Origin of the sequence: Amazonocrinis nigriterrae CENA67 (assembly GCF_016056305.1) — a bacterium.
GTDB classification, from domain to species: Bacteria; Cyanobacteriota; Cyanobacteriia; order Cyanobacteriales; family Nostocaceae; genus Amazonocrinis; species Amazonocrinis nigriterrae.
On sequence record NZ_JAECZC010000053.1, the window covers coordinates 13,314 to 33,895 of the forward strand.

The 20,582-nt window shown below is 39.2% G+C and carries 17 protein-coding genes; 11 read left to right on the forward strand and 6 right to left on the reverse strand.

Going from position 1 to position 20,582, the window contains the following annotated elements:
* Nucleotides 1-99: 99 nt before the first annotated feature.
* A complete protein-coding gene (locus I8748_RS21880) occupies nt 100-522 on the reverse strand; it encodes a globin family protein (RefSeq protein ID WP_198126658.1) in 423 nt (140 codons plus the stop codon).
* 1,378 nt (nt 523-1,900) lie between these two features.
* Between I8748_RS21880 and I8748_RS21885 the strand changes: the two genes are divergently transcribed.
* The 4 genes from I8748_RS21885 to I8748_RS21900 all read left to right on the forward strand — a co-directional run bounded on the left by I8748_RS21885 (nt 1,901) and on the right by I8748_RS21900 (nt 6,732).
* Nucleotides 1,901-2,857 (forward strand): DMT family transporter, encoded by a 957-nt coding sequence (locus tag I8748_RS21885; protein ID WP_198126659.1) that lies wholly within the window; start codon nt 1,901-1,903, stop codon nt 2,855-2,857.
* A gap of 904 nt (nt 2,858-3,761) precedes the next feature.
* A complete protein-coding gene (locus I8748_RS21890) occupies nt 3,762-4,331 on the forward strand; it encodes a retropepsin-like aspartic protease family protein (RefSeq protein ID WP_198126660.1) in 570 nt (189 codons plus the stop codon).
* Nucleotides 4,332-4,539: 208 nt separating this feature from the next.
* Nucleotides 4,540-5,400: a GH25 family lysozyme gene (locus tag I8748_RS21895; protein WP_198126661.1), complete on the forward strand. Its 861-nt coding sequence runs from the start codon at nt 4,540-4,542 to the stop codon at nt 5,398-5,400.
* A gap of 726 nt (nt 5,401-6,126) precedes the next feature.
* Entirely contained in the window at nt 6,127-6,732 is a 606-nt protein-coding gene (locus I8748_RS21900; RefSeq protein ID WP_225896508.1) for an HPP family protein, read from the forward strand.
* A gap of 43 nt (nt 6,733-6,775) precedes the next feature.
* Here I8748_RS21900 and I8748_RS21905 read toward each other — a convergent pair whose 3' ends face one another.
* The 4 genes from I8748_RS21905 to I8748_RS21920 form a co-directional block, all read right to left on the reverse strand.
* Complete coding sequence (locus I8748_RS21905) at nt 6,776-7,852, reverse strand: Gfo/Idh/MocA family protein (RefSeq protein WP_198126662.1); 1,077 nt, start codon at nt 7,850-7,852, stop codon at nt 6,776-6,778.
* A 147-nt stretch (nt 7,853-7,999) separates the two neighbouring features.
* A complete protein-coding gene (locus I8748_RS21910; protein ID WP_198126663.1) occupies nt 8,000-8,467 on the reverse strand; it encodes a DUF4870 domain-containing protein in 468 nt (155 codons plus the stop codon).
* Nucleotides 8,468-8,542: 75 nt separating this feature from the next.
* The gene (locus tag I8748_RS21915) at nt 8,543-9,712 is read right to left on the reverse strand and encodes a DUF1822 family protein (protein ID WP_198126664.1); all 1,170 of its coding nucleotides are present in this window, start codon (nt 9,710-9,712) and stop codon (nt 8,543-8,545) included.
* 169 nt (nt 9,713-9,881) lie between these two features.
* Nucleotides 9,882-11,054, reverse strand: a complete 1,173-nt coding sequence (locus tag I8748_RS21920; protein WP_198126665.1) for a sigma-70 family RNA polymerase sigma factor — start codon at nt 11,052-11,054, stop codon at nt 9,882-9,884.
* Between the two features lie 81 nt (nt 11,055-11,135).
* Here I8748_RS21920 and I8748_RS21925 point away from each other — a divergent pair, with 81 nt between their 5' ends.
* Entirely contained in the window at nt 11,136-11,927 is a 792-nt protein-coding gene (locus tag I8748_RS21925) for a hypothetical protein (RefSeq protein ID WP_198126666.1), read from the forward strand.
* Between the two features lie 216 nt (nt 11,928-12,143).
* Nucleotides 12,144-12,617, forward strand: coding sequence for a hypothetical protein (locus I8748_RS21930; protein WP_198126667.1), 474 nt, complete (start codon nt 12,144-12,146; stop codon nt 12,615-12,617).
* 90 nt (nt 12,618-12,707) lie between these two features.
* On the opposite strand, the gene I8748_RS21935 is transcribed toward I8748_RS21930, so the two are convergent.
* Nucleotides 12,708-14,657, reverse strand: coding sequence for an FAD-dependent oxidoreductase (locus I8748_RS21935; RefSeq protein ID WP_198126668.1), 1,950 nt, complete (start codon nt 14,655-14,657; stop codon nt 12,708-12,710).
* Between the two features lie 139 nt (nt 14,658-14,796).
* Between I8748_RS21935 and I8748_RS21940 the strand changes: the two genes are divergently transcribed.
* The 5 genes from I8748_RS21940 to I8748_RS21960 all read left to right on the forward strand — a co-directional run bounded on the left by I8748_RS21940 (nt 14,797) and on the right by I8748_RS21960 (nt 20,534).
* Nucleotides 14,797-14,976, forward strand: a complete 180-nt coding sequence (locus I8748_RS21940; RefSeq protein WP_198126669.1) for a hypothetical protein — start codon at nt 14,797-14,799, stop codon at nt 14,974-14,976.
* Between the two features lie 37 nt (nt 14,977-15,013).
* Nucleotides 15,014-16,519 (forward strand): BamA/TamA family outer membrane protein, encoded by a 1,506-nt coding sequence (locus I8748_RS21945; RefSeq protein ID WP_198126670.1) that lies wholly within the window; start codon nt 15,014-15,016, stop codon nt 16,517-16,519.
* A 124-nt stretch (nt 16,520-16,643) separates the two neighbouring features.
* Complete coding sequence (locus tag I8748_RS21950) at nt 16,644-17,417, forward strand: ABC transporter permease (RefSeq protein ID WP_198126671.1); 774 nt, start codon at nt 16,644-16,646, stop codon at nt 17,415-17,417.
* Between the two features lie 224 nt (nt 17,418-17,641).
* Nucleotides 17,642-18,196 (forward strand): type IV pilin-like G/H family protein, encoded by a 555-nt coding sequence (locus I8748_RS21955; protein WP_198126672.1) that lies wholly within the window; start codon nt 17,642-17,644, stop codon nt 18,194-18,196.
* A 112-nt stretch (nt 18,197-18,308) separates the two neighbouring features.
* Nucleotides 18,309-20,534 carry an O-linked N-acetylglucosamine transferase, SPINDLY family protein gene (locus I8748_RS21960; RefSeq protein WP_198126673.1) on the forward strand — a complete coding sequence of 742 codons (2,226 nt, stop codon included), beginning with the start codon at nt 18,309-18,311 and terminating at the stop codon, nt 20,532-20,534.
* Nucleotides 20,535-20,582: the final 48 nt, after the last annotated feature.

The following is a 20,582-nucleotide window of genomic DNA, read 5'->3' on the forward strand; positions in this document are numbered from 1 at the left end:
CTCATCCCCCTCATCTCCCCTGCTCCTCTGCTCCCCCTACCTCCACCCAGCAATGCAAGGGTGAATGCAGTACCAGGGCGATCGCTGGCTTTTTTTAATTTATGCTATGGATGGTACTTCACCTGCACCTTGAAGCATCTCAGCTTCAATCACTTCAAATGCACCTAGCCAAGCTTGCTTCACTTCAGGAGTCCAATCTTGCTGGAGATACTCCTCAAAAGTCACAAGTAGAGCTTCGCCTACTGCACCATAATGTTGGGGACTAGCTCCATACCCGACATGTCTAGCTCCTAAACCTTTGAGTGCTTGCCCTAATACTTCTGGTTTGCGAAGGTTTTCTACTACCAATACCAAAGCATTTAACAGCATTTTGTGTTGCCTTGCCATATCAATGTTGGCAAACAGTGGTTTCACCTCTGGGTGAGCTATGAACAGGTGATCGTAGAAGCTGGTTACAAATTCTGATGCACGTGGTTTAACCTGCTGAAAACTCTGCTCTAAAACTTCAACATTTAAAGACATATTTTTTTACTAACTTAAAAGCCAAATTTGCAAATTTCTAAAGTTACTATTTACTCTAGTTGATAAACTTGATTAAGCCTTGTTATCAAGTTTATCAAGTCTGTAAATACTTATACTTTAGCTTGAACTTGATTTTACAAATTCAAATTTTTGTCGTCAAATAGCATTATATTATATGAATAAGAATTTATAGTTAATTTTTGTTATATAAATAATATTTGATTAATAAAAATTATAATACTCAAATTCCCTAATTTTACAAGAAAGTAGGAATGTTGTTTTTCACACACTAATGATTTAAAACTGTTGTATTATGTAAATTTGTAGATAAATAATCTGGCTTTGCAAACAACAGCTACAATCTTTATTTTTGCCATATAGGAGCAATTCATGAATTACTTATAAATATCATATAATATGATGTAAGTCTTAAAACATATATTATAGAAAGACTTTGACATCCTTTTGCTTTGTTTGTTGGTACATTTGGGTTTCAGCCATTTAGAGGTATTTAGTGTATTTCCCTTACCCTGTATAAGTTTTATTTTTGTCTCAAAGATGTTTAAGTATTGTTAGTACAGGCTTACTCAATCACGGTTTGCGAATTTATCTGATTTTCATAACCGCGATCGCCAGTACACTGTAAAAGTCTCTGAGAACCCCCTATTTAGTCCATAGGTGCAAACCAAGATAAAATAAGTAAGCGTTGGGTAACAGTGGAATAAATTGGGCTAGCTGAGAAGGCTGGGGACGCAGGGGAAGAGATGAGCGTTGATTGCTAAATCATCCCCCAAATTTTCAACGCCAAAATAAATAAAAACCTAATATATTTATAAAATATTCTCAAGTTTAGAGTTGGTACTTTTCTCACTTTTCCTACTTTTCTTACTTTTCTTCCTTGAGTATAATGACAAAGAAATTGGAATTATCACAGCAAAAGTGGTTCAAAACACTACTTTGGTAGTCAGCACTACATTTTTATGAGTGTCATCCTTATCGCTATAGTAGGAGCGATCGCCATTGATGTAGATGAGCTAGGATGATTTACTAAAAATATACTGAAAGACGTAGATGACTCATATCTGCGATTTTCTTGGTGGCGTAGTTACTGAGTGTCGAACCACTGTGATCGATATTCAATTCTATGTTCTACTTCACTTAACCAACTAAAGAGCAACTAGTGCTTCGCCAAGTTCTCTTGGCAGGGTAAAGGGGAAAGTTGTTTTATCTGTTTGACCTTTCCCTAGACCGACAAGAGCAATTTGGGGTTAGCGGACTACTAGTCGCTTTTTTCTACTGTTCGTTGCAAAATTTAAATATACAAAGACTTGATTCAAATAATCACCACAACTATTGCCAACCCATTCGCCACCAAGTTATGACAGCTAAACTGGAATTATCACAACAGCAGTTGTCCAAAAAATCAGCTTTACTAGGAACTGCCTCATTATTTGTCGCTCTAGTTCCGATATCTTTGGCACCAGTCTTGACCAAATTATGCGAACGCGAAATTGGTGCAAACGCTGTAGCATTTCATCGTGCTTGGATCGCTACAATCATCTTCGGTTTATGGTGCGGACTCGAAGCTGTATCTAGCCAAAAGTCTAATAACCAACCCATAGAACAGAAGCCTTTGACTAAAGGAGAACTGGCATTATTGTTCTGTATGGGAACTGCGGGGACTACGTACTTTCTCTTGTGGGCTTGGTCACTTACTCAAACCAGTGTTGCTAACGTGGCTTTACTGTCTAATTTAAACTCTTTATTCGTTGGCTTGGTAGGGTACTTGGTATTCGGTCGGCGTTTTGATCACAGATTTGTGGTCGGTATGGTTATGGCTGTAGGTGGAGCGATCGCTTTTGAACTGAATAAAGTACAATTGGCGACTGATCAAATATTGGGTGATGGGCTTGCTTTACTAACAGCGATTTTTATGGCCACATACTTGATGCTGGTAGAACGGCTCAGAACCCGATTTAGCACTGCTACAATTATGCTGTGGCGCTGCGGAGTCACAGCAATGTTTTTGTTGCCTGTCCTACCTGTGGTCGAAAACAGATTGCTTCCCTATACCAGCATGGGTTGGTTTTTCATAATTTTCCAAGCCCTTTTCTGTCAAGTGTTTGGTCAAGGACTTTTGGCTTACAGCCTCAGTAAATTATCCTCAGGAGTTGTTGCCGTGACGCTGCTTTTTGAGCCAGTCCTTGCTTCTTTGTTTGCTTGGCTGATTTTCAATGAAGAGGTAAGTTTTTATGATTGGATAACTTTTATAGTTATTTTACTCGGTATATATTTAGCCCAATCGAGTCAATCTGCTGACAAGGCGACAAATTAAAGAACTCCAACAAATAAATTATCCCGCTTGAAGTTGTTAACTGTCCAACGCTAGTTGCAAAGGCTTTCGGTAGAGGGCGATCGCGCCCTCGCTATGACTGATGGCTATTGACGGTTGACTGTGAACAGCGGGATATTTTTTATTTGTCATATAGCAAAGTGCCCTCATGCTGAGTGCTGTCTTTGCTTCCTGTGCTTCCTCTGCGATGGAATATTTTTTATCTAGAAGTCCCTGATTGCGATCGCTATCTCTTTCTACGCCTAGCTTGGCAAATAGTCTACCTAAGTATGTTCCGTGGCTAACACAACACAGTCTATTATGCTAAGTCGTTTCATCATGTCTTTATTTAATCTTTAATTTATCAATGGGTATTCACGGGTATTATATATTCAGTAAACTTTAAAAAAATATGATAAAAACTCGTAAAAATACCATAAACGCTCAGTAAATGTTCTGAAAGAATGTTGAAAAAGTATAAATTATTTTTTGCTATCCTTTAACCCTAAAAAACAAAGGCTTATACCTCTAAAGACTTTTTGCAGGATGCTTGAAACGTTGTATTTAAAGCTCGAATGTTGGCTTTAGGGTGTCTTATAAAACGAAAAACATAGTATTTTCGGCTTTGCTCAATGCTGACTGTACTTATATTTTTCTACTAATCAAAATTCTTGATATTTGATAGACATCTTCTGAGTAAATGATAATTGTTTGGGATGAACTATCCAAACAATTAGATAGCATTTCCTACATGAATTATGCCAATATTTTAACCTTGATTAGAAAATGCTTGAATTAATATTGTGTTTGATTTCACTGACTATAGATAATGAACATCATTTATCAAGTCGATTTAGTGGATTTTTATTTGTCAAGCAATATGATAAAAAGATGAGGATAGGATAACATGAAAGATGCTTGTAAGGGTTGGATTACTAATAGTAAACTAGCTTTCATAGCGGTAATGCCAACGCTGATGTTTTTAGCATATCCCCACCAGGCAACTGCTGAAGATCCAGGAGTATGCTTCATGGTAAATTCTACTGGTACAACCATTGAATTAACAAATCTTTGCGGTGTTACAAAGACAGCTTCACAATCTTCAGATAACAGAGTTTTTCGGATTCCTATTAAACGCCGTCTTGGCAGAACTCCTATAATTGATGTTACCTTCAACGGCAAAAAAACCTTTGAGATGATTGTAGACACTGGTGCTACTGGCACAGTGATTACTCAACAAATGGCTAGTACACTCAAACTCAAAACTACAGGTATCATGAAAGCTCAAATTGCCGATGGTAGCCAAGTACAATTTTCAACTGGTAAGGTAAAATCCATAGCAGCAGGAGGAGTTGTAGCCAACAATTTGGAAGTAGCGATCGCCCCAAATGGAATTGTTGGACTGCTAGGGCATGATTTCTTTGGCAACTACAACATTAGAATTCTGGAACAAGAAGTAGAATTTCAGCCGCGCTAACTACACTCCAGCATTAACAAGTCAGTCAATCATAGGAAAATCCCACAACCAAACATGAAATAGGAATATTCCCTACTCCTCACTCCCTATTTTGACGCAAGTTTATAAATATTTTGCTTATTTTTCCTGCAACGTAGAAACTTTCTGGAAAAGCTTGATATTGGTTTGTAATTAACTAAGTCTTCTTACATACAAGGATTGACAATCTATGTCAGTTGAAGGTATCGATGTTGCTGAATTCAGCAAGAGTATCGACTGGAACAAAGTTAAAAGTCAGGGTATTCGTTTTGCTTTCGCTAGAGTAAATTATGGTGGCAATAAGAAAGATGACAAATTTTCATCTTACTGGCCTGCCATCAAGGCAGCAGGTATTATCCGTGGGGCATATTTGTTCTTTCGTCCCTCTGAGGATATTCAGCCGCAGGTAAAAATGTTTGCCCAAGATTTAGAAATTGAACCAGGTGATCTTCCACCAGTTGTAGATATTGAGCCAGATTATTATAATCATGGCAATACAGATCATTGGCATGATTTGACTTTGGCACAAAGGCTCGACTGTATTGCTGAGATCTTAACTGCTGTCGAAACTGCTACAGGTTACAAGCCAATTATCTATACAGGGCCTAGTTTTTGGCAAGAGACCTTAAAGAACACCTCACGCTTTGCTGATTATGACCTGTGGATTGCACATTACCACACTGACACTCCCAGTATTCCAGGCGGTTGGAAGCTTCACACTTTCCACCAATATAAAGGTGACCAAACTGGTTTTCCAGGTATCTCAGGTAATGTAGACCGCAATAGATTCAATGGTACATTAGATCGTCTTAAGGCTGAAACTGTTACTGCTGTAGCACTTCAGGAAGGACGTATTGGGCCGAAGGTGAAGAAGTTACAGCAAGCTTTGAAAAAAGTTGCTCAAGATTCAGGTCATTTAGAATTCGACCCAGGAGCAGTAGATGGTATGTTTGGTTCAGTTACTAAAAAGGCGCTAATAGCTTATCAAAAAGCTAATAGTCTGACGGCTGATGGTACAATTGCATCTGATAATCCATTGCTTATCGCTTAATACTAATTCAGAGTACTAAACTCTAAACTGAATCTTAATATCTTGCACAAACGCTATAAATAACTGCAAGAGGCATTTTTATTTAACCAAGTACTAAACAAAACCCCACCTGTAAGGTGGGGTTAATTTAATTAGGGTCTTTTATAGTACAATTATACTATAGAGATGTAGAAAATAGCAAGCGATCGCCTGTATTATCCCGGAAGTGTTTACTAGCAAATAACTTTACACTAATTTGCATGAGGTGAACAGGTTTCCCTGCATCAAGGCTTGAACAATCAGCACTGTCCTAAACCATGCTTCCACTGCCATCACAAGGAATTTTTGAAACTGATATAGAAAATTATAAATAAATCTTATCAAAAAAATAGTTTTTTTATATATGTTGGATGCTTTGTATATAAATTTTAAAGATACCTTGATGGTATTATGTTAAGGAATCATGACATTAGCAATATTCTATCGAACTTATTAAATTGGCATTAATAGGTCTATGTAAATCTTGTTCTTAAAATGTTGAATGATCTAGTAGATACCTTGTCTACCAGATAGAAACTTCGTGCTATCTGCGTTGTTATCTTCAGTCTAAGAGCAAATTGAAGATAGTATTTTGCTAACAAACTTGGAATAGCTCGGTTTGTTTATTCCTCATATTTTAGATGTAGCTAGAACCGAATTGTGCAGCTAATTTTTTTAAGGTGCTGCTTATTTATTTTTGTGAAATTTATGAAAGGAAATTTACCCAAAAGGCGAACTAATTATAGTTATCTCAAGCTGTTGAATTACAAAAACTTTTACCTGAAATGGCAGAATTATTGGTTTAAAATAACTGGAACCTGGCGTTCGTGTCCTCTAACATGCCCTGTAGAAAAACCTCACCACAGACATATTTTTTGGAGTTGGCTTGGTAGTTTCCTAGCAATAGCAGCAACGGCTTACCTGTCTGTAAAAACTAATTCTCCTCTACTTATGGCTCCGTTTGGTGCTACCAGTGTATTAATATTTGGTGTACCGGACAGTCCTTTAGCTCAACCTCGTAATGTGATCGGTGGTAATCTGGTAGCTGCCTTAGTCAGCTTAATTGTTCTCCATGTATTCGGTTCGTCACCTTGGACAATGGGAATGGCAGTGGCGACAGCTATAGGGATGATGCAGCTTACTAGAACTGTACACCCACCTTCGGGAGCAGTTGCACTAGTCGTGATGATGACAAAGGCTTCCTGGCAATTTCTGCTAACACCTGCTCTAGAAGGTTCTATTATTTTGGTACTCTGTGCCGTGGTTTTCAATAACTTGGCAGAAGAGAGGACTTATCCTAAGCACTGGCTGTAGAAATTTTAATGTTCCCATCGTCTGCACCGTTGACAAATCTAGATCACGAGGGTACATCTACCCAACTGCCTGTTTCATGGGATTTATGGGTTAAATCCATCAACAATTGAGAATAAACTCCTTCTCGCAACGATGGTACTGTTTGTTGTTGAGTTTCAATTGCTTTTACCCATTGGTCTATGACACGGATAAACGCAGAAATTCGTCCATCAGCGTAATGTTGCCCAAATTCCAAGGGACTGGGTATTTCAATTTCGCCCAGAGGTTTTCCAGGTTGGGAACCCCAGACACGAAATCCATGTATGTAATCTTTTTGATTTTCACTGCCTACAACTAAAGTACCGCGATCGCCATAAACTTCTACCCAATGTGTTCTAGGTGCGTAAACAACAGCGCTGATGGTCACTTGGCAAGGTGTTCCATCTGCCAATTCCAGTGTTAACACGCAGGTATCATCACTATCCACTGGTTTTAATTCGTTGCTAGCAGGGTCAACTCGTGCGGGAATGGCTGTACTTAAGTGGGCGTTTAATCTCCGTACTGGCCCGAATAACCAATGAATATAATCAAAGGCGTGGGAACCCAAAGACCCCAATGCACCACCACCCTTATCTTTGCTAGAATACCAGTTCCAAGGGCGGGAAGCATCTGCACGAGAAGAACCTAACCAATCAATTTTAATTAGCCGCTTGTTACCCACATAACCTTCTGACAACAGTTCTGAGAATAATTGCCATCCTGGTACAAAGCGAAACTCAAAATCTACTGTAGCAATTACATTTTTGGCTTGGGCTAATTCATAAAGTTCTTGCGCCTGAGATACATTTAAAGTTACAGGCTTTTCTAATAATAAATGTTTTCCAGCTTGCAGTACTATTTTTGCCATTTCATAGTGCAAAAATGGTGGTGTAGAAATGCTGACTGCTTGTACTTCTGGTAATTCAACAATATCTGCAATTGTATCGCAGGCGTGGGCAATATTATGAGTTTCTGCTATTGCTTTGGCTTGATGAATATCTCGATGATAAACAGCAACTACTTCAGTATGAGGATGGTCTTTAAATCCGGGAATGTGGACTTTTTGACCAAAGCCAGTGCCAACAACAGCCACACCAATCATATTATTTTTACTCCGATACTTATTTAATTGATATTACTGTAAATCAGTAACCATCATAAACTGCATACAGCAATTATTTCTCTTAGTGCCTTTGTGCCTTTGTGGTTAAATATTTTACCTCTCAACCACCCAAAATCAGTTCAATTTTTAACGCAAAACTCGTATTGTCACAGGATAACGAAAATGCTCACCTTTATATGCTTTGATAGCAGCGAAACTGACTAAAAACCCTTGTAATAACATTAATATTATAATTACCCACATCCAACTCATCAGTAAAGTATTGAAAACTGTCTCTACTACATTTAAAGCACCATTTGTAGTCACTGCCAGACCAATGCTAACTAACATTAGTAACAAGGAGACAATGATTATTAGTAAAATATATAATGTCAAGGAAATTTGGAAATTTAAAGATTCTTTACCTTGAAAATCAATCCAAGAATATTGAGATTTTTTAAATCGCCAAATTATCAATGGTATTAAAACATTCAACGGCAAGTATAAAGGAATGCCAATAAATACCAGAGAAAACAATAATATCCACGCCAATAAAGCCGAGATATGACACAACATCGCCCAAGTACGCATTTGTTGTTTGTGTTTTTCTCTCATGACTTTGTAGTGTGGGGTGGATTTCTAGAATGGTTCCTTCACCACACTAATATGTCAAGCAGGGAAATACAAAGCTTAAAATTTCAGAATTTCTCGATCATAGTTTTCGGGAAGTGGTTCTATTTCCCAGACTATGCCTTCTTGGGGTTCTAAGGCAACTTCGACGTAAAGCTGTTCTACAGCGGTTGTGGCGATATCTTCGTTGTTGGGGAAAGGCTGTAAATCTTCGGTGAGTAGCCTGAGTTTAAAACCCCCAGGAATGAATGCACCCACAATGGCGTTACGCAACTCAAAGCGCCAATATGGTGCGTCTGGTTCACCTTGGGGTGTAATGGACAGTTCGTAAGATTGACCAGCGATCGCTAGTTGCCGTGATAAAGTTACTCCTGGTTGTCTTTGTTCTGCACTCTTCGCCCCAGCCGCACTCAATTGCAGATTCAAGCGCCCCCAACCGATAGCACAAGCAATGTCAGAAACACTACTTTGCAACCATTCAATCACTGAACGCTGTTCTGGTAATCCCAAACGTCGTTCATATAAACTTTGCCGCCAACCGCCATGTGCAATTAATCCTCCCCATAACTGAAAAGGAATAGCCAAGCGGGGGTTAATGATTTCTGGATTTGCCAAACGCGCAATCAGGTTTTGTGCTTGTGCTTGTGGTAGGGTTGGTATTTCGGGAATCGCGTAGCGTGTAGCTTCATCGGCACAAAATTCCCACACTACAGCTAACACACTAATATCAGTAACTATATCACTAGCATCAACAACATAAGTGCGATCGCTGGCATCATAATTACCTTTATTCTTGAGTTGGGCATGAGTACAGTAGCCCCAAACTCTCACATACCCTTCATCTGGATCTACTTGTACAGCTAAATAATAATCACCAGCCCAATTCGGTAAATCCACCCATTCTTGCGGGACTCGTAATTCACTTAAATCAATAGTTTCGCTAAGAACCAAAATTAAGCGAGTTGCGTCCAGTGTGATTGCGGTTCCACTCACTAGTTCCCAAAAACTAGATAAAGCAGTGGTATTAGGCCAAACCTTTGCTTGGGGTGTGAAATCCTCCCTTAACCAAGGCAAAACAGCACCCAGGCAAAGTTCATTTAAATAAGCTTGATAACCAGAAGTAGGATGAGAAAAAGATTGAAAATGAAAATTGGCTTGATTTTGTGTAGCCGTAGGGATTTCTAAAATTAGGTCTGTTGTAGCAAAACTAAATATGGTGTTAGCAGTCATAGGGTTACTCCGGGGAATTAAGTTTGTTTTGGGGCAACCAGGGACTTCTGTTCCCCGGTAAAACAGACATGCAAGTCCGTTTTAGGATAGATTATGGAAAAGATACACTGAAAATACCGTATATTATATAACTTATCATACTGATGATTGACAGTCATCAGTTATTCAGTCAACGACTTACAGCGTAGTAATTGTGCATCCATTCCTCCATCACAGCACTCATACTTACCAATAGGTCTGGAGTGACTGTAATATGCAGAGTGTCTTGACTCCAAGTTGCCAAAGACTTCAGCAAAGTTTCTCTTGCTTTTGTGAGTCGCCGTGAAACGGTGTATTGTTTCATGTCTAATTGTTTGGCAATTGAGTCTTGATTCAAATTTTCTGAGTAGTATAGTTGTAATATTTGTTGTACTTGCGGTTCGAGTTGAGCGATCGCAGCAACTAACACTTTTTGAATATCAGCTTGCTGGGAAGTTCTGGTTTGTTCTTCTTCTTGGGCAACAATTTCATTAATTAGGGATTGTTGTTGGTTTCCTGGTAGATTATCGAGTAATTCCCAGGAATCATCACTACCTTGAGATATATTTAGAGAATCTGGCGTAGGGTAAAGATACTTGCGTGCGGCTTTGGCAGCACTTAGCAGCCACTTTTCTAACTCTTGGGGATTTTCTTTTTGACTACTTTGGGAATTGTAAGCTTTGGCGATCGCTTCCCAAGTTTCATTGTCAGGCTTTGTAAGTTGGCGAGAAGTACTGGCTTTTGTGGGAACATACAAGCTTTTAAAACAATTCCAAGCTAGGACGTAAGCGTTAATCATGTCCTTTGATAACCCAGCATTTTCTAAAGACTCAGTTAAACGCTTAAGTGAGATTTTTCGTAACAGACCCCAATCTGTACAGATATCAACTTCACCACGTTGACGCAAAATTTCCCGAATAGCACTACTGAAGATGATGCTGGCGTAGTTTCTCAGAGTACTGGTTTGACTGGGATTAAAATTTTTCAGAACTCTATCCACTTGGGCGATCGCAATCTGAAAACAGTCTGAAAGCTTGTACTGTGAACTCACAAAGCTAGCAGCAGTTTTTTGGGATGTCCAATAACAAGGTTCTTGCAGATAAGCGGTCAGATGCTGCTTCGCCAGCAGTTTAGTTTCAGAATTTTGCAGAAATTTATACCAATACAAAGCCCAAAAATACTCAGAAGTTTCTTTTGGCGTGTGGTTAAGACAACTTTGCATACTGCGACGCAATTTTGATTCTATCGCCCAACCACTGAAGCGATCGGCGTCAAATTGCACAAAAGTTGAAAAAATTTCAATAATGCTTTGCCGAGGTTGCATAAAAAATAATCAGCCGACCTATAGGAACAGTGAAGGCGTTAAAAGACACCTGCAAAAACTTTACTACAAGGAATGAGAATCATGTTTCGGCTAACAATGAAATCTTTAACATTAGGAAGTATGGTGGCGCTATCGACAGCAACTAGTGTTTTTGCTCAAGTACCCATATTACAAAATTTGCAGTTGACACAAGCACCAAGCTTTAATTGTGGCCCCCATCTTCGTACTTACGTTGTCAAACCTCTAGATAACCGCCAAGGATTTGGTATTCGTTGCGTCAAATTCTCTGAAGGTCAACCAGGACAAAGTAGGATTCCCAGATTAGCATGGTACGGCGAAGGCAATTGGGGTGGTGCAACCTACCGCCATGTTGGACAAGCTATTTATAGAGGTTCAAACCTGATTGGTTTCGCTTCAGATATTCACGGTAACGGTGAAGATATTAACAACAACTTTCCAGGAAACCTGAAAGTACAAATCCTTGGTTCCCGAATTCGTGTTACTGGTGCATGGAATGAAGAATGGCGATTAGTCAACTCGACCAACTACAATCCTTTACCTAGACCACAAACTTGTGGAGGATATTTCGACGAATACAAAGTTTCTGACCTGACAGGAAATCGTCAAGGCAGAGGTTTACGTTGTGTTTTGACTGTTGGGCCAAAAAACACCACTTGGTTTGGTAATGGTAACTGGGGAGGTTCCACTTATTCCCACATAGGAACTCGTTCTTTTAAAAGCTATGGTGCTGGTGATATTTGTGGCGCTGGTTTTGGCCCTATTTGTAACACATTTAATTGGGGTTCATTGAAATTCAATTCTGTTCCTGGTGGGTTTGATGTCACAGGTGCCTGGAGTGAGAAATGGCGGTAAGTGGCTGGGAAGATGAGGAGATGGGAAGATGAGGGAGATGAGGGAGATGGGGAGATGGGGGAGATGAGGGAGATGGGGGGAAATAACTCTAATAACAATTCCCAATGCCCAATGCCCAATGCCCAATTCCCAATTCCCAATTCCCAATTCCCAATTTCAAATATTTTATTACAGCTTGCAAAGCTAAAAAATTATTACTAATGGAGTGTTACTAAAATGTTGAAACGTTCTTTAACTCTTGCTGCTGCTAGCGTAGCTTTAACTGCTGGTTTAGTAAGTCCTGCGATGGCTGCGCCTGCTGATTTTATTGGTACTTGGGTAAATAAAGATGCTAATACTCGTGGTGTAACTCGTTTAGTGATTACTTCCGCAGGTGGCAATCAATTAAAGATTCAAGTTTTTGGCCAATGCCATCCTACAGATTGTGATTGGGGAACCACATCATTAATTACCTACGGTCTGAATGTACAAGACTCCGATCATAAATATGCAACAGCTAACTACAATCAAGGTTTTGCCAATTCTTTCTTAACATTATCTGCTACTGGCAAAGAGGTAATGTTACAAGGCTATACCCAATTTTTAGATAATAGCGGTCGGCAAAATTACTATTCCCGCGAATATTTTCAACGCAAAACAATCGTGAGAGTTCCTGGAGATATTCGTGTATTGCCTGGTGCGAGTAGATGAGGAAGATGAGGGGGATAAGGGAGATGGGTAATGGGTAATGGGTAATAGTAAAAACCAATTCCCAATTCCCAATTCCCAATTCCCAATGCACTAAATTTGTAACAATCCTTCTGGATTCACAGAGAAAAGCGATCGCCTCTGCAAACCCTCACGAGATAAAATCTCATTGGCTGCTAACAAGCCACTACTAACTGCCCGTTCCATTAAGCCACAAGGAAAAGGCATTTTTACCCAATCTCCTGCAAACAATAAGTTAGAAATGCTGGTGCTAGTTTCTGGACGTTGTGCATAACTGTTGGGCGGATATCCAGAAAAGTTATGTTGATTTACTAATTCTCGATGCAGTAGATTTGCTTGCTTTAATTCAGGCACAATTTCATAGAGTTCCCTTTCAAAAGCTGTTAACAACGCTTGTTGAGTTGGGAATTCTTGCTGTTTATAGCAATAGGCATGTAACTCCACAACACTACCACCAGTGCGTTGTGCCCAGTCGATGAATTGTTCTTGAATGCGATGATAAAGGGTGATACTGTCAGTTAATTGGTAGCCAGACAAAGAAGTAAAATTACTCTGTTTCCAAGCAAAATCACGGTCAAACCAGAAACGACAAACAGCAAATGGATCGGCGATACTCAACTTTTCTACTTGCGATCGCACTTTTTGATCTACATCGCCACTCACTCGTTTAAACAGTTGTTGCACTCCCGGCACATCGGTTGCAAAGACATAATAATCTGCTTTGATGATCTCTGGTGATGCTGATTCCTGATTTGTTGCCACAAGTTGCAACTCATCAGCTTGTCGTTGCACTATTTCAAATTTAGATAAATCTCTTTGAGCAGGCCCTTTTAAAACTTTACCATCAGCAGCAAAAACTGCCCCATGACAAGGGCAATGAAATTTACCATCGTCTGCCATCTGCACAGTACAACCTTGGTGAGTGCAGGTAAGAGAAATTGCTGCTTGACTATCAGGTGTGACAGCAAACATTTCATCAGCTGCACCAAAATATTGTAGAGATGTGGTATTATTTGTCTCTACATCAGCATTTTGTTTTACCCAAAAGGCAACATTATTTTGACTGCCACTGCGATAATATTTCAATCCATCAATATTCTCGTCTAAAGCAGTAACTTCACTTACATTCGCACCAGTAATAATTGTACCACCATTATTCAGAATTGCCCTGACAATAGGTTGTACTAAACTTGTACCCATATCATCTTTAGTACCATTAAAAGCCAAGCCTTCAGGGTTGCCAAAGAAATAAAAGTGGAAGAATTGCATCAGTTCTCCCACACTCATAGTGTCTGGTGCATTCAAGCTAGATTTGGCAAAAGGGAGAAAATACAAGTCGTACAAACCTTGGGGAAACTCTGTTTGCACCCAATCAGCAACCGATATACTATCAAACCGCTGATAATTCTTTTCTCTTTGAAAACCACTAATCGCTTGAAAAACTTGCAAATGCTTTAATTTAGTGAGATTGATTCCCCATTTGAAGCGGTTAGGAGAAGCGATCGCTAAATCTACAATGTTCCAAGGAAACGCAGAACTGCTAGGGCGAAATATCTCAGGTTTGTATTTGCGATCGCGGTAGAGAACCGAATAAAAATTTAATGATTCAAAGTTATCTTTTATTCCCAACTCTGCAACTATACTGTTCAAGTTATAGTATTGGGGAAAAAATCCATGAAAACCATGTTCCATCATGAAGGTTTCGCCAACAGCTTCTATTGACCAACTAGCAATTTTGCCACCTAGTTGAGGAGATTTTTCTAAAAGTGTGACTGCAAATCCCCGCTGACTCAATTCGTAAGCACAAGCTAAACCTGCTAAACCACCCCCAATCACCACAACACTTTTCTCTTGATTGAGTTTGTACGGCAGACTGAGAGTATCTTTTTGAAACACTGTTGGTTTTGGCTTGCTAAACCGGGAGTATCCTGTTACTCCTGCGATCGCACCAATACCAAACACTTTTATTAGGGTACGACGGGAGATGGTAGATGATTCCGGTGAATTAAATACTTGACTCATTGGTTACAAAATTAACTGTTCACGATAAATGCCTGACACAGAATGATAGCCGTTAGCCAGCAAATTACTTAGAAGATTTTTTTCATCTCACTGTTCCTTAAAGAATTGGGAATTGGGAATTGGGCATGGGGCATTGGGAATGGGGAATTGGGAATTGGAAAAAGAAGTTATTCTTCCTCAATCTCCCTCATCTCCCTCATCTCCCTTATCCCCCCTGCACCCCTGCCTCCTACCAAACTGGGTGAAGAATAACTACAAAATATCTGTACAATTGAACATTGCCGCGATCGCAGTTCCTAATAGTGATGTTTGCATTTAACTTTGAGTAAAATAAGTAACACTAGCGGTTTTTAAATATGCGTATTCAAATAGCTGTAGTTTTGATAGTGGCGATGTTGGTGGGTGGGGAACATCAAGAGGCGCTTGCAGATATGCAAGCTTCTACTCAAGATGGGGATGGTGGTGTTGTGACATGGGGCTATGCTAAATATGGTAACTATATCAGTCCGAATGCGGTAGAAATACCCACAGTCGAAAGTACCCAGACTGTTGAGTTTTCCCAGCGAATTGTTAAAAATATCCAAATTATTTTTGTGAATGAAAAAGACCAATCTGTTGATGACAAAGGTCAACCTATTAAAGGACGTACTCAAAGAGATTTTATCATTGGTCTATTAAAAATCAAGCCTGGTCAGGTATTCAGTGAAGATGCTCTTCAAAAAGACTTGCGACGACTCAGGAGATTAGAGTCACTTGATGAAGTCAAGGGATTGTTTGAAGAAGATGCAACTGGAGTTAATATCATCTACAGAATTAAAGAGCGTCGCTTCCCTGCTGTTAACTTCGGAGGTGGCAGTAGCGAAGATATTGGGCTGTATGGTGAAGTTGGTTATGAAGATGCAAATATCAGTGGTTTAAACGATCAACTCAATGCAAATTTTCAGTTAGGCGGTAAAGGTATTCAATATAATACTGAATTTACTAGTCCATATCGTCCCGGAGAACCGAACCGCTTAGGATATAGCATTAAAGCTTTTCGCACTAGAGATATATCCCAAACTTTCAACGAAGACATAAGACTAGCTAACGACGACAAAGTGCGGGAAGGAAGGTTTGGTGGTTCTGTGGCGGTTTTAGGCGCTTTAGATGACTGGGATACAGCTGTTGGTTTGAACTACACCAGGATAAGTTTACGCGATGCCGATTTCAATGTTGCACAAGTCGATAGATTAGGCAATCCCTTGTCTGTCAGTGGTACTGGTATTGATGACTTATTTACATTATCCTTTGCAGTGTCCAAAGACGATCGCGATCGCCGTGACAACCCCACTCAAGGTTCAATTGTCACCCTAAGTACAGAACAAGCCATACCCATTGGACTGGGCAATATTTCCAGCAACCGACTGCGGGGAAACTATATCCAGTATCTACCAGTCAACTGGCTGGGTAACAATGAGTCAGATGAAAATCCAGAAATATTAGCCGTAAATTTACAACTTGGCACAATCATTGGAGATTTTTCACCAGCTGATGCCTTTGAAATCGGCGGATTAAATTCTGTCAGAGGCTACGGTTCTGGTAAAGTTGCCAGTGGTCGTAGTTATGGCTTGGCTTCTGTAGAATATCGTTTTCCCATTTTCCAGTCTTTAGGCGGAGTCCTCTTTACTGACTTCGCCTCAGATTTTGGTTCAGGGAAAACAGTTCTCGGAGAACCAGGTGTACAGAGAGGGAAACCTGGAAGTGGTTTTGGTTACGGTGTCGGTGTACGTGCAAATTCACCCTTCGGACTAATTCGGGGTGACTTGGGAATTAGCGACCAAGGAGAAGTAAGATTAGAAGTTACTACTGGGCAGAGGTTTTGAATAAACAGTCAGTTGTCAGTTGTCAGTTGTTATTTTCTCCCCAATTACCAATTACCAATTACCAATCACCAATTACCAATTACCAATCACCAATTACCAATTCCCCATTCCCAATTCCCAAATCATGAAATATTGGCGTGAAACTATAGCTGTAACTCAGCGCATTTTAATTGAACTTTTGCGCCGTAGACGCAGCTTAATTTTTTGGTCTATTTTCCCAATATCGGTATTAATTCTCAGTGGTATTATTTTAACAGAACGAGCAAAATTACCCATCGCCGCTGCTTTTGAATATGCTGCACCTTCAACATTAGTGGGTGCGGCACTATTTTTTAGCTGCTTGGGTGGTAGTGTAGCCACTGTAGTTGCAGAAAGAGAACAACAAACTCTCAAACGCCTTTTTATCTCTCCTTTGAGTGGCACATCCTATTTTTTAGGAATTTTTCTGGCTCATACTTGCATTGGATTTGGACAAACATTATTAATTTATACTATTGCTGCATTTTGGGGTGCTAGTTTCAAAGGTTCTATTTTGTTAGGACTAGCAATTATTTTAATGAGTATTGTCGCTTACGTTGGTTTAGGCTTTATTTTAGGTACACAATTAGCTCGTCGTATCGAAGATGTTAACGCCCTAGTAGCAGCTTTTGGAGTTCCTTTGTTAATTCTTGGCGGGGCATTTTTACCCACTTCATTGTTTCCCCAAACACTACTGAATATTGCCAAATTTAACCCAATTTATCACATGAATGTAGCGCTAGTAGCTGTTTCAGCCAGGGGTGAAGAAATCAGTGATATTACATCCCACTTGAAATTTTTATTAATATTTGCTTTAGTAATGGTAGTAGGCGGATGGTTATCTTATCAGCGGATGTTAATAGTTGAAAGAAGACTTTGATAGAAATAAAAAACTCAAAGCAACTATTGCCATTACTTCCTCATCCCCCTCATCCTCCCCAGCCTATTTTCTATTTCTAAAAATTGACTTTTTCGCGGTAATTACGGTGATCAAATTATAGGGAGAAAGTTTTTTACCAGAGGTGATAGATCAGCGATCGCAAATGGGTAAGTTCTTTTTAGAACAGAGCGATCGCATCCTATACCCAAACTCAGGAGAAACCCATGCTTAAGCCAGAATTGCAAGCCAAATTCCTCAATCACCTCAGCAATCGTAAGAAGAAAGAAGATGAAGGTTTTACCTTAATTGAATTGCTAGTGGTAGTAATTATTATCGGTGTACTCGCAGCGATCGCACTACCTTCATTACTTGGTCAGGTAAACAAAGCAAAACAAGCTGAAGCTAAAAATAATATCGGTACTATTAACCGCGCCCAACAAGCCTACTTCTTGGAATACCAAGGTTTTGCCAAAGATATGTCAACCTTGCAAGTAGGGGTTAAAAGCCAAACTGAAAACTATTACTACTCTGTTGTTACAACTACTGGGTACGGGATTGTTTATGCCTCAGCTTCTAAAAAAGCCTTGAAATCATACTATGGAGCAGTAGGTACTCAACTAGGCGACGGTGCTACTTCTGAAGCCCTGACAGTAGCAATAGCTTGTGAATCTCCAGATCCTAAATCAGTAGCTGACTTTAATAATATCCAGACTGTCACCTCAAGCACCATCACCAGCCTTACCGATTGTGCAGAAAGTTACAAGAGTTTAGCTAGATAAAGAAAAATTTATCTGATTTTTCTGAAAATTACAGCCATTGCTGGCTGATGTTTTGTAGAAGTGAGTGGTGTCAGGACTACTCACTTTTGTTTTATGTATTGAGTGAGAAGTTATGAATAAAACTGCTTTGATTGATTCTCAAGTTAAATGGCAAGAAAAGGGTTATGAGTTGCTAATCCAAGGTAATTATCTTCAGGCTGCTAGCATTTTTGAGCAAGCAATTGCTATAGAACCTGATGTCAAGTCCCACTATTGGTATTTAGGGTTAATCTTGTTGTTACAAGGACAAGAAGTAGAAGCTCAGACAACTTGGCTAATGGCAATGATGGAAGACGAAGCAGAAGAAGACGGAGATGAAAATGCAGAATTAAGAATAATATTAATCAAAGAAGCCGAACGCCAAGAAAGGCTAGAAGAATATTCTGTTTCTTGGATGATTCGACAAAGTATTAAAGAACTTTTTCCTAAAGATATACATAACTTATTACATCTTGTACAATTATCAATAGAAGCCAAGACATATAAAATTGATGACTTACAAGAATATGGATTGATTTCGCTACTCCAGTCAGAACCGCAAATAGAAGTTAATTTGGAATTGTTAAGCCTAGTTTTGCGGACTATTTTAGATTTTGCATATTTAGAGCCTTCTACCCACGACTTTTTGGAAGCAAGCTTACCTTATTTTGTAGACAATCTCGAAACTCTCCGAAGTATAATATTGCCCGCAGCTGTAGATATTGTCTTTTCTCATGGGCAATCAAAGATAGCAGCGAAATTAGCTAATCTTTATTTGCGTCTAGATCCAAATAACACGGAAGTATTAAGTCATTTAACAGGATTTTACCAAAATTCAGGTGATTTCCATTCAGGTGTGGAAACTGCTAAACGGCTTTATTCTTTAGTAGATAAATTACCAGAAAAAGTATTTGCAAATCGCCAAATATTACGTGGTTTGATTAGCGCTGGTGGTTATTGGGAAGAATCTTGTGCTGTACATCGTCAACAGCAAGAGCTACTGACGGCACTTATAGAAGAAAATCCCCAAGATATACAGCAAATTCATACAGTCCGGCTGTTTAGCGCCAATTATTTTGCATCTTATATTGAAGATGAAGTGGGTAAAAATAGAAATATTCAAAATCAACTCTTGAATTTATGTAAACAAAATAATGCTATTTACGCTCAGGATAAAGTAGAAAAATATTCTCAGGGACACTTACAGAGAAAACAACAGAATTTAGTTAATAAGAAATTAAAAATAGGATACATATCTTATTGTTTAAGGACACATTCTGTAGGTTGGTTAGCCAGATGGGTTTTTCAACATCATGACCGAGATAATTTTCAAGTGAATGCCTATTTTATGGGTGGAGATAATAAAGATGATTTTTTACAGCAATGGTATATTGACCAAGCAGATCAAGGTTATAAATCACCAAATATTTGGTCTATGGCTGAAAAAATATATGAAGATGAAATTGATATATTAATTGATTTAGATAGCGTAACTTTAGATACTACCTGTGAAGTTATACAATGCAAACCTGCACCAATACAAGCTACTTGGTTAGGTTGGGATGCTTCTGGAAGTCCATCGGTTGATTATTTTATTGCTGACCCTTACGTTTTACCAGAATCAGCACAGGAACACTATAAGGAAAAAATTTGGCGTTTACCTCAAACATACATAGCTGTGGATGGTTTTGAAGTAGGTGTACCTACAGTAACTCGTGAACAGTTGGATATTCCCAGTGATGGAGTAGTATATTTTTGTGGTCAGCGAGGCTTTAAACGACATCCAGATATCACAAAATTACAATTGAGGATTATTAAAGAAGTTCCTAATAGCTATTTCTTAATTAAAGGGATATCTGATGAAGAATCGGTTAAAACATTCTTTCATAAGTTAGCAGAAGAAGAAGGTGTAGACATTTCAAAACTACGATTTCTGCCAGGTGTGCCTTCAGAATCAATTCACCGAGCGAATTTAGGTATTGCTGATATTGTCTTAGATACCTATCCCTACAATGGAGCTACAACCACTTTAGAAACTCTGTGGATGTGTATTCCTATGGTGACGCGAGTCGGTGAACAATTTGCTGCACGTAACAGCTACACCATGATGATGAATGCTGGGATTACTGAAGGTATTGCTTGGACTGATGAAGAATATGTAGAGTGGGGTGTGCGCTTGGGTAAAGATGAAGCCTTAAGACAGCAGATTGCTTGGAAATTGAAACAATCAAGAAAAACATCGCCTTTGTGGAATGGTAAGCAATTTACTCGTGAAATGGAAAAAGCTTATACGCAAATGTGGCAGAGATATATTGAATAATCAGTATTGATGACTGATGACTGATAACTGATAGGGTGTGTTGTCGCG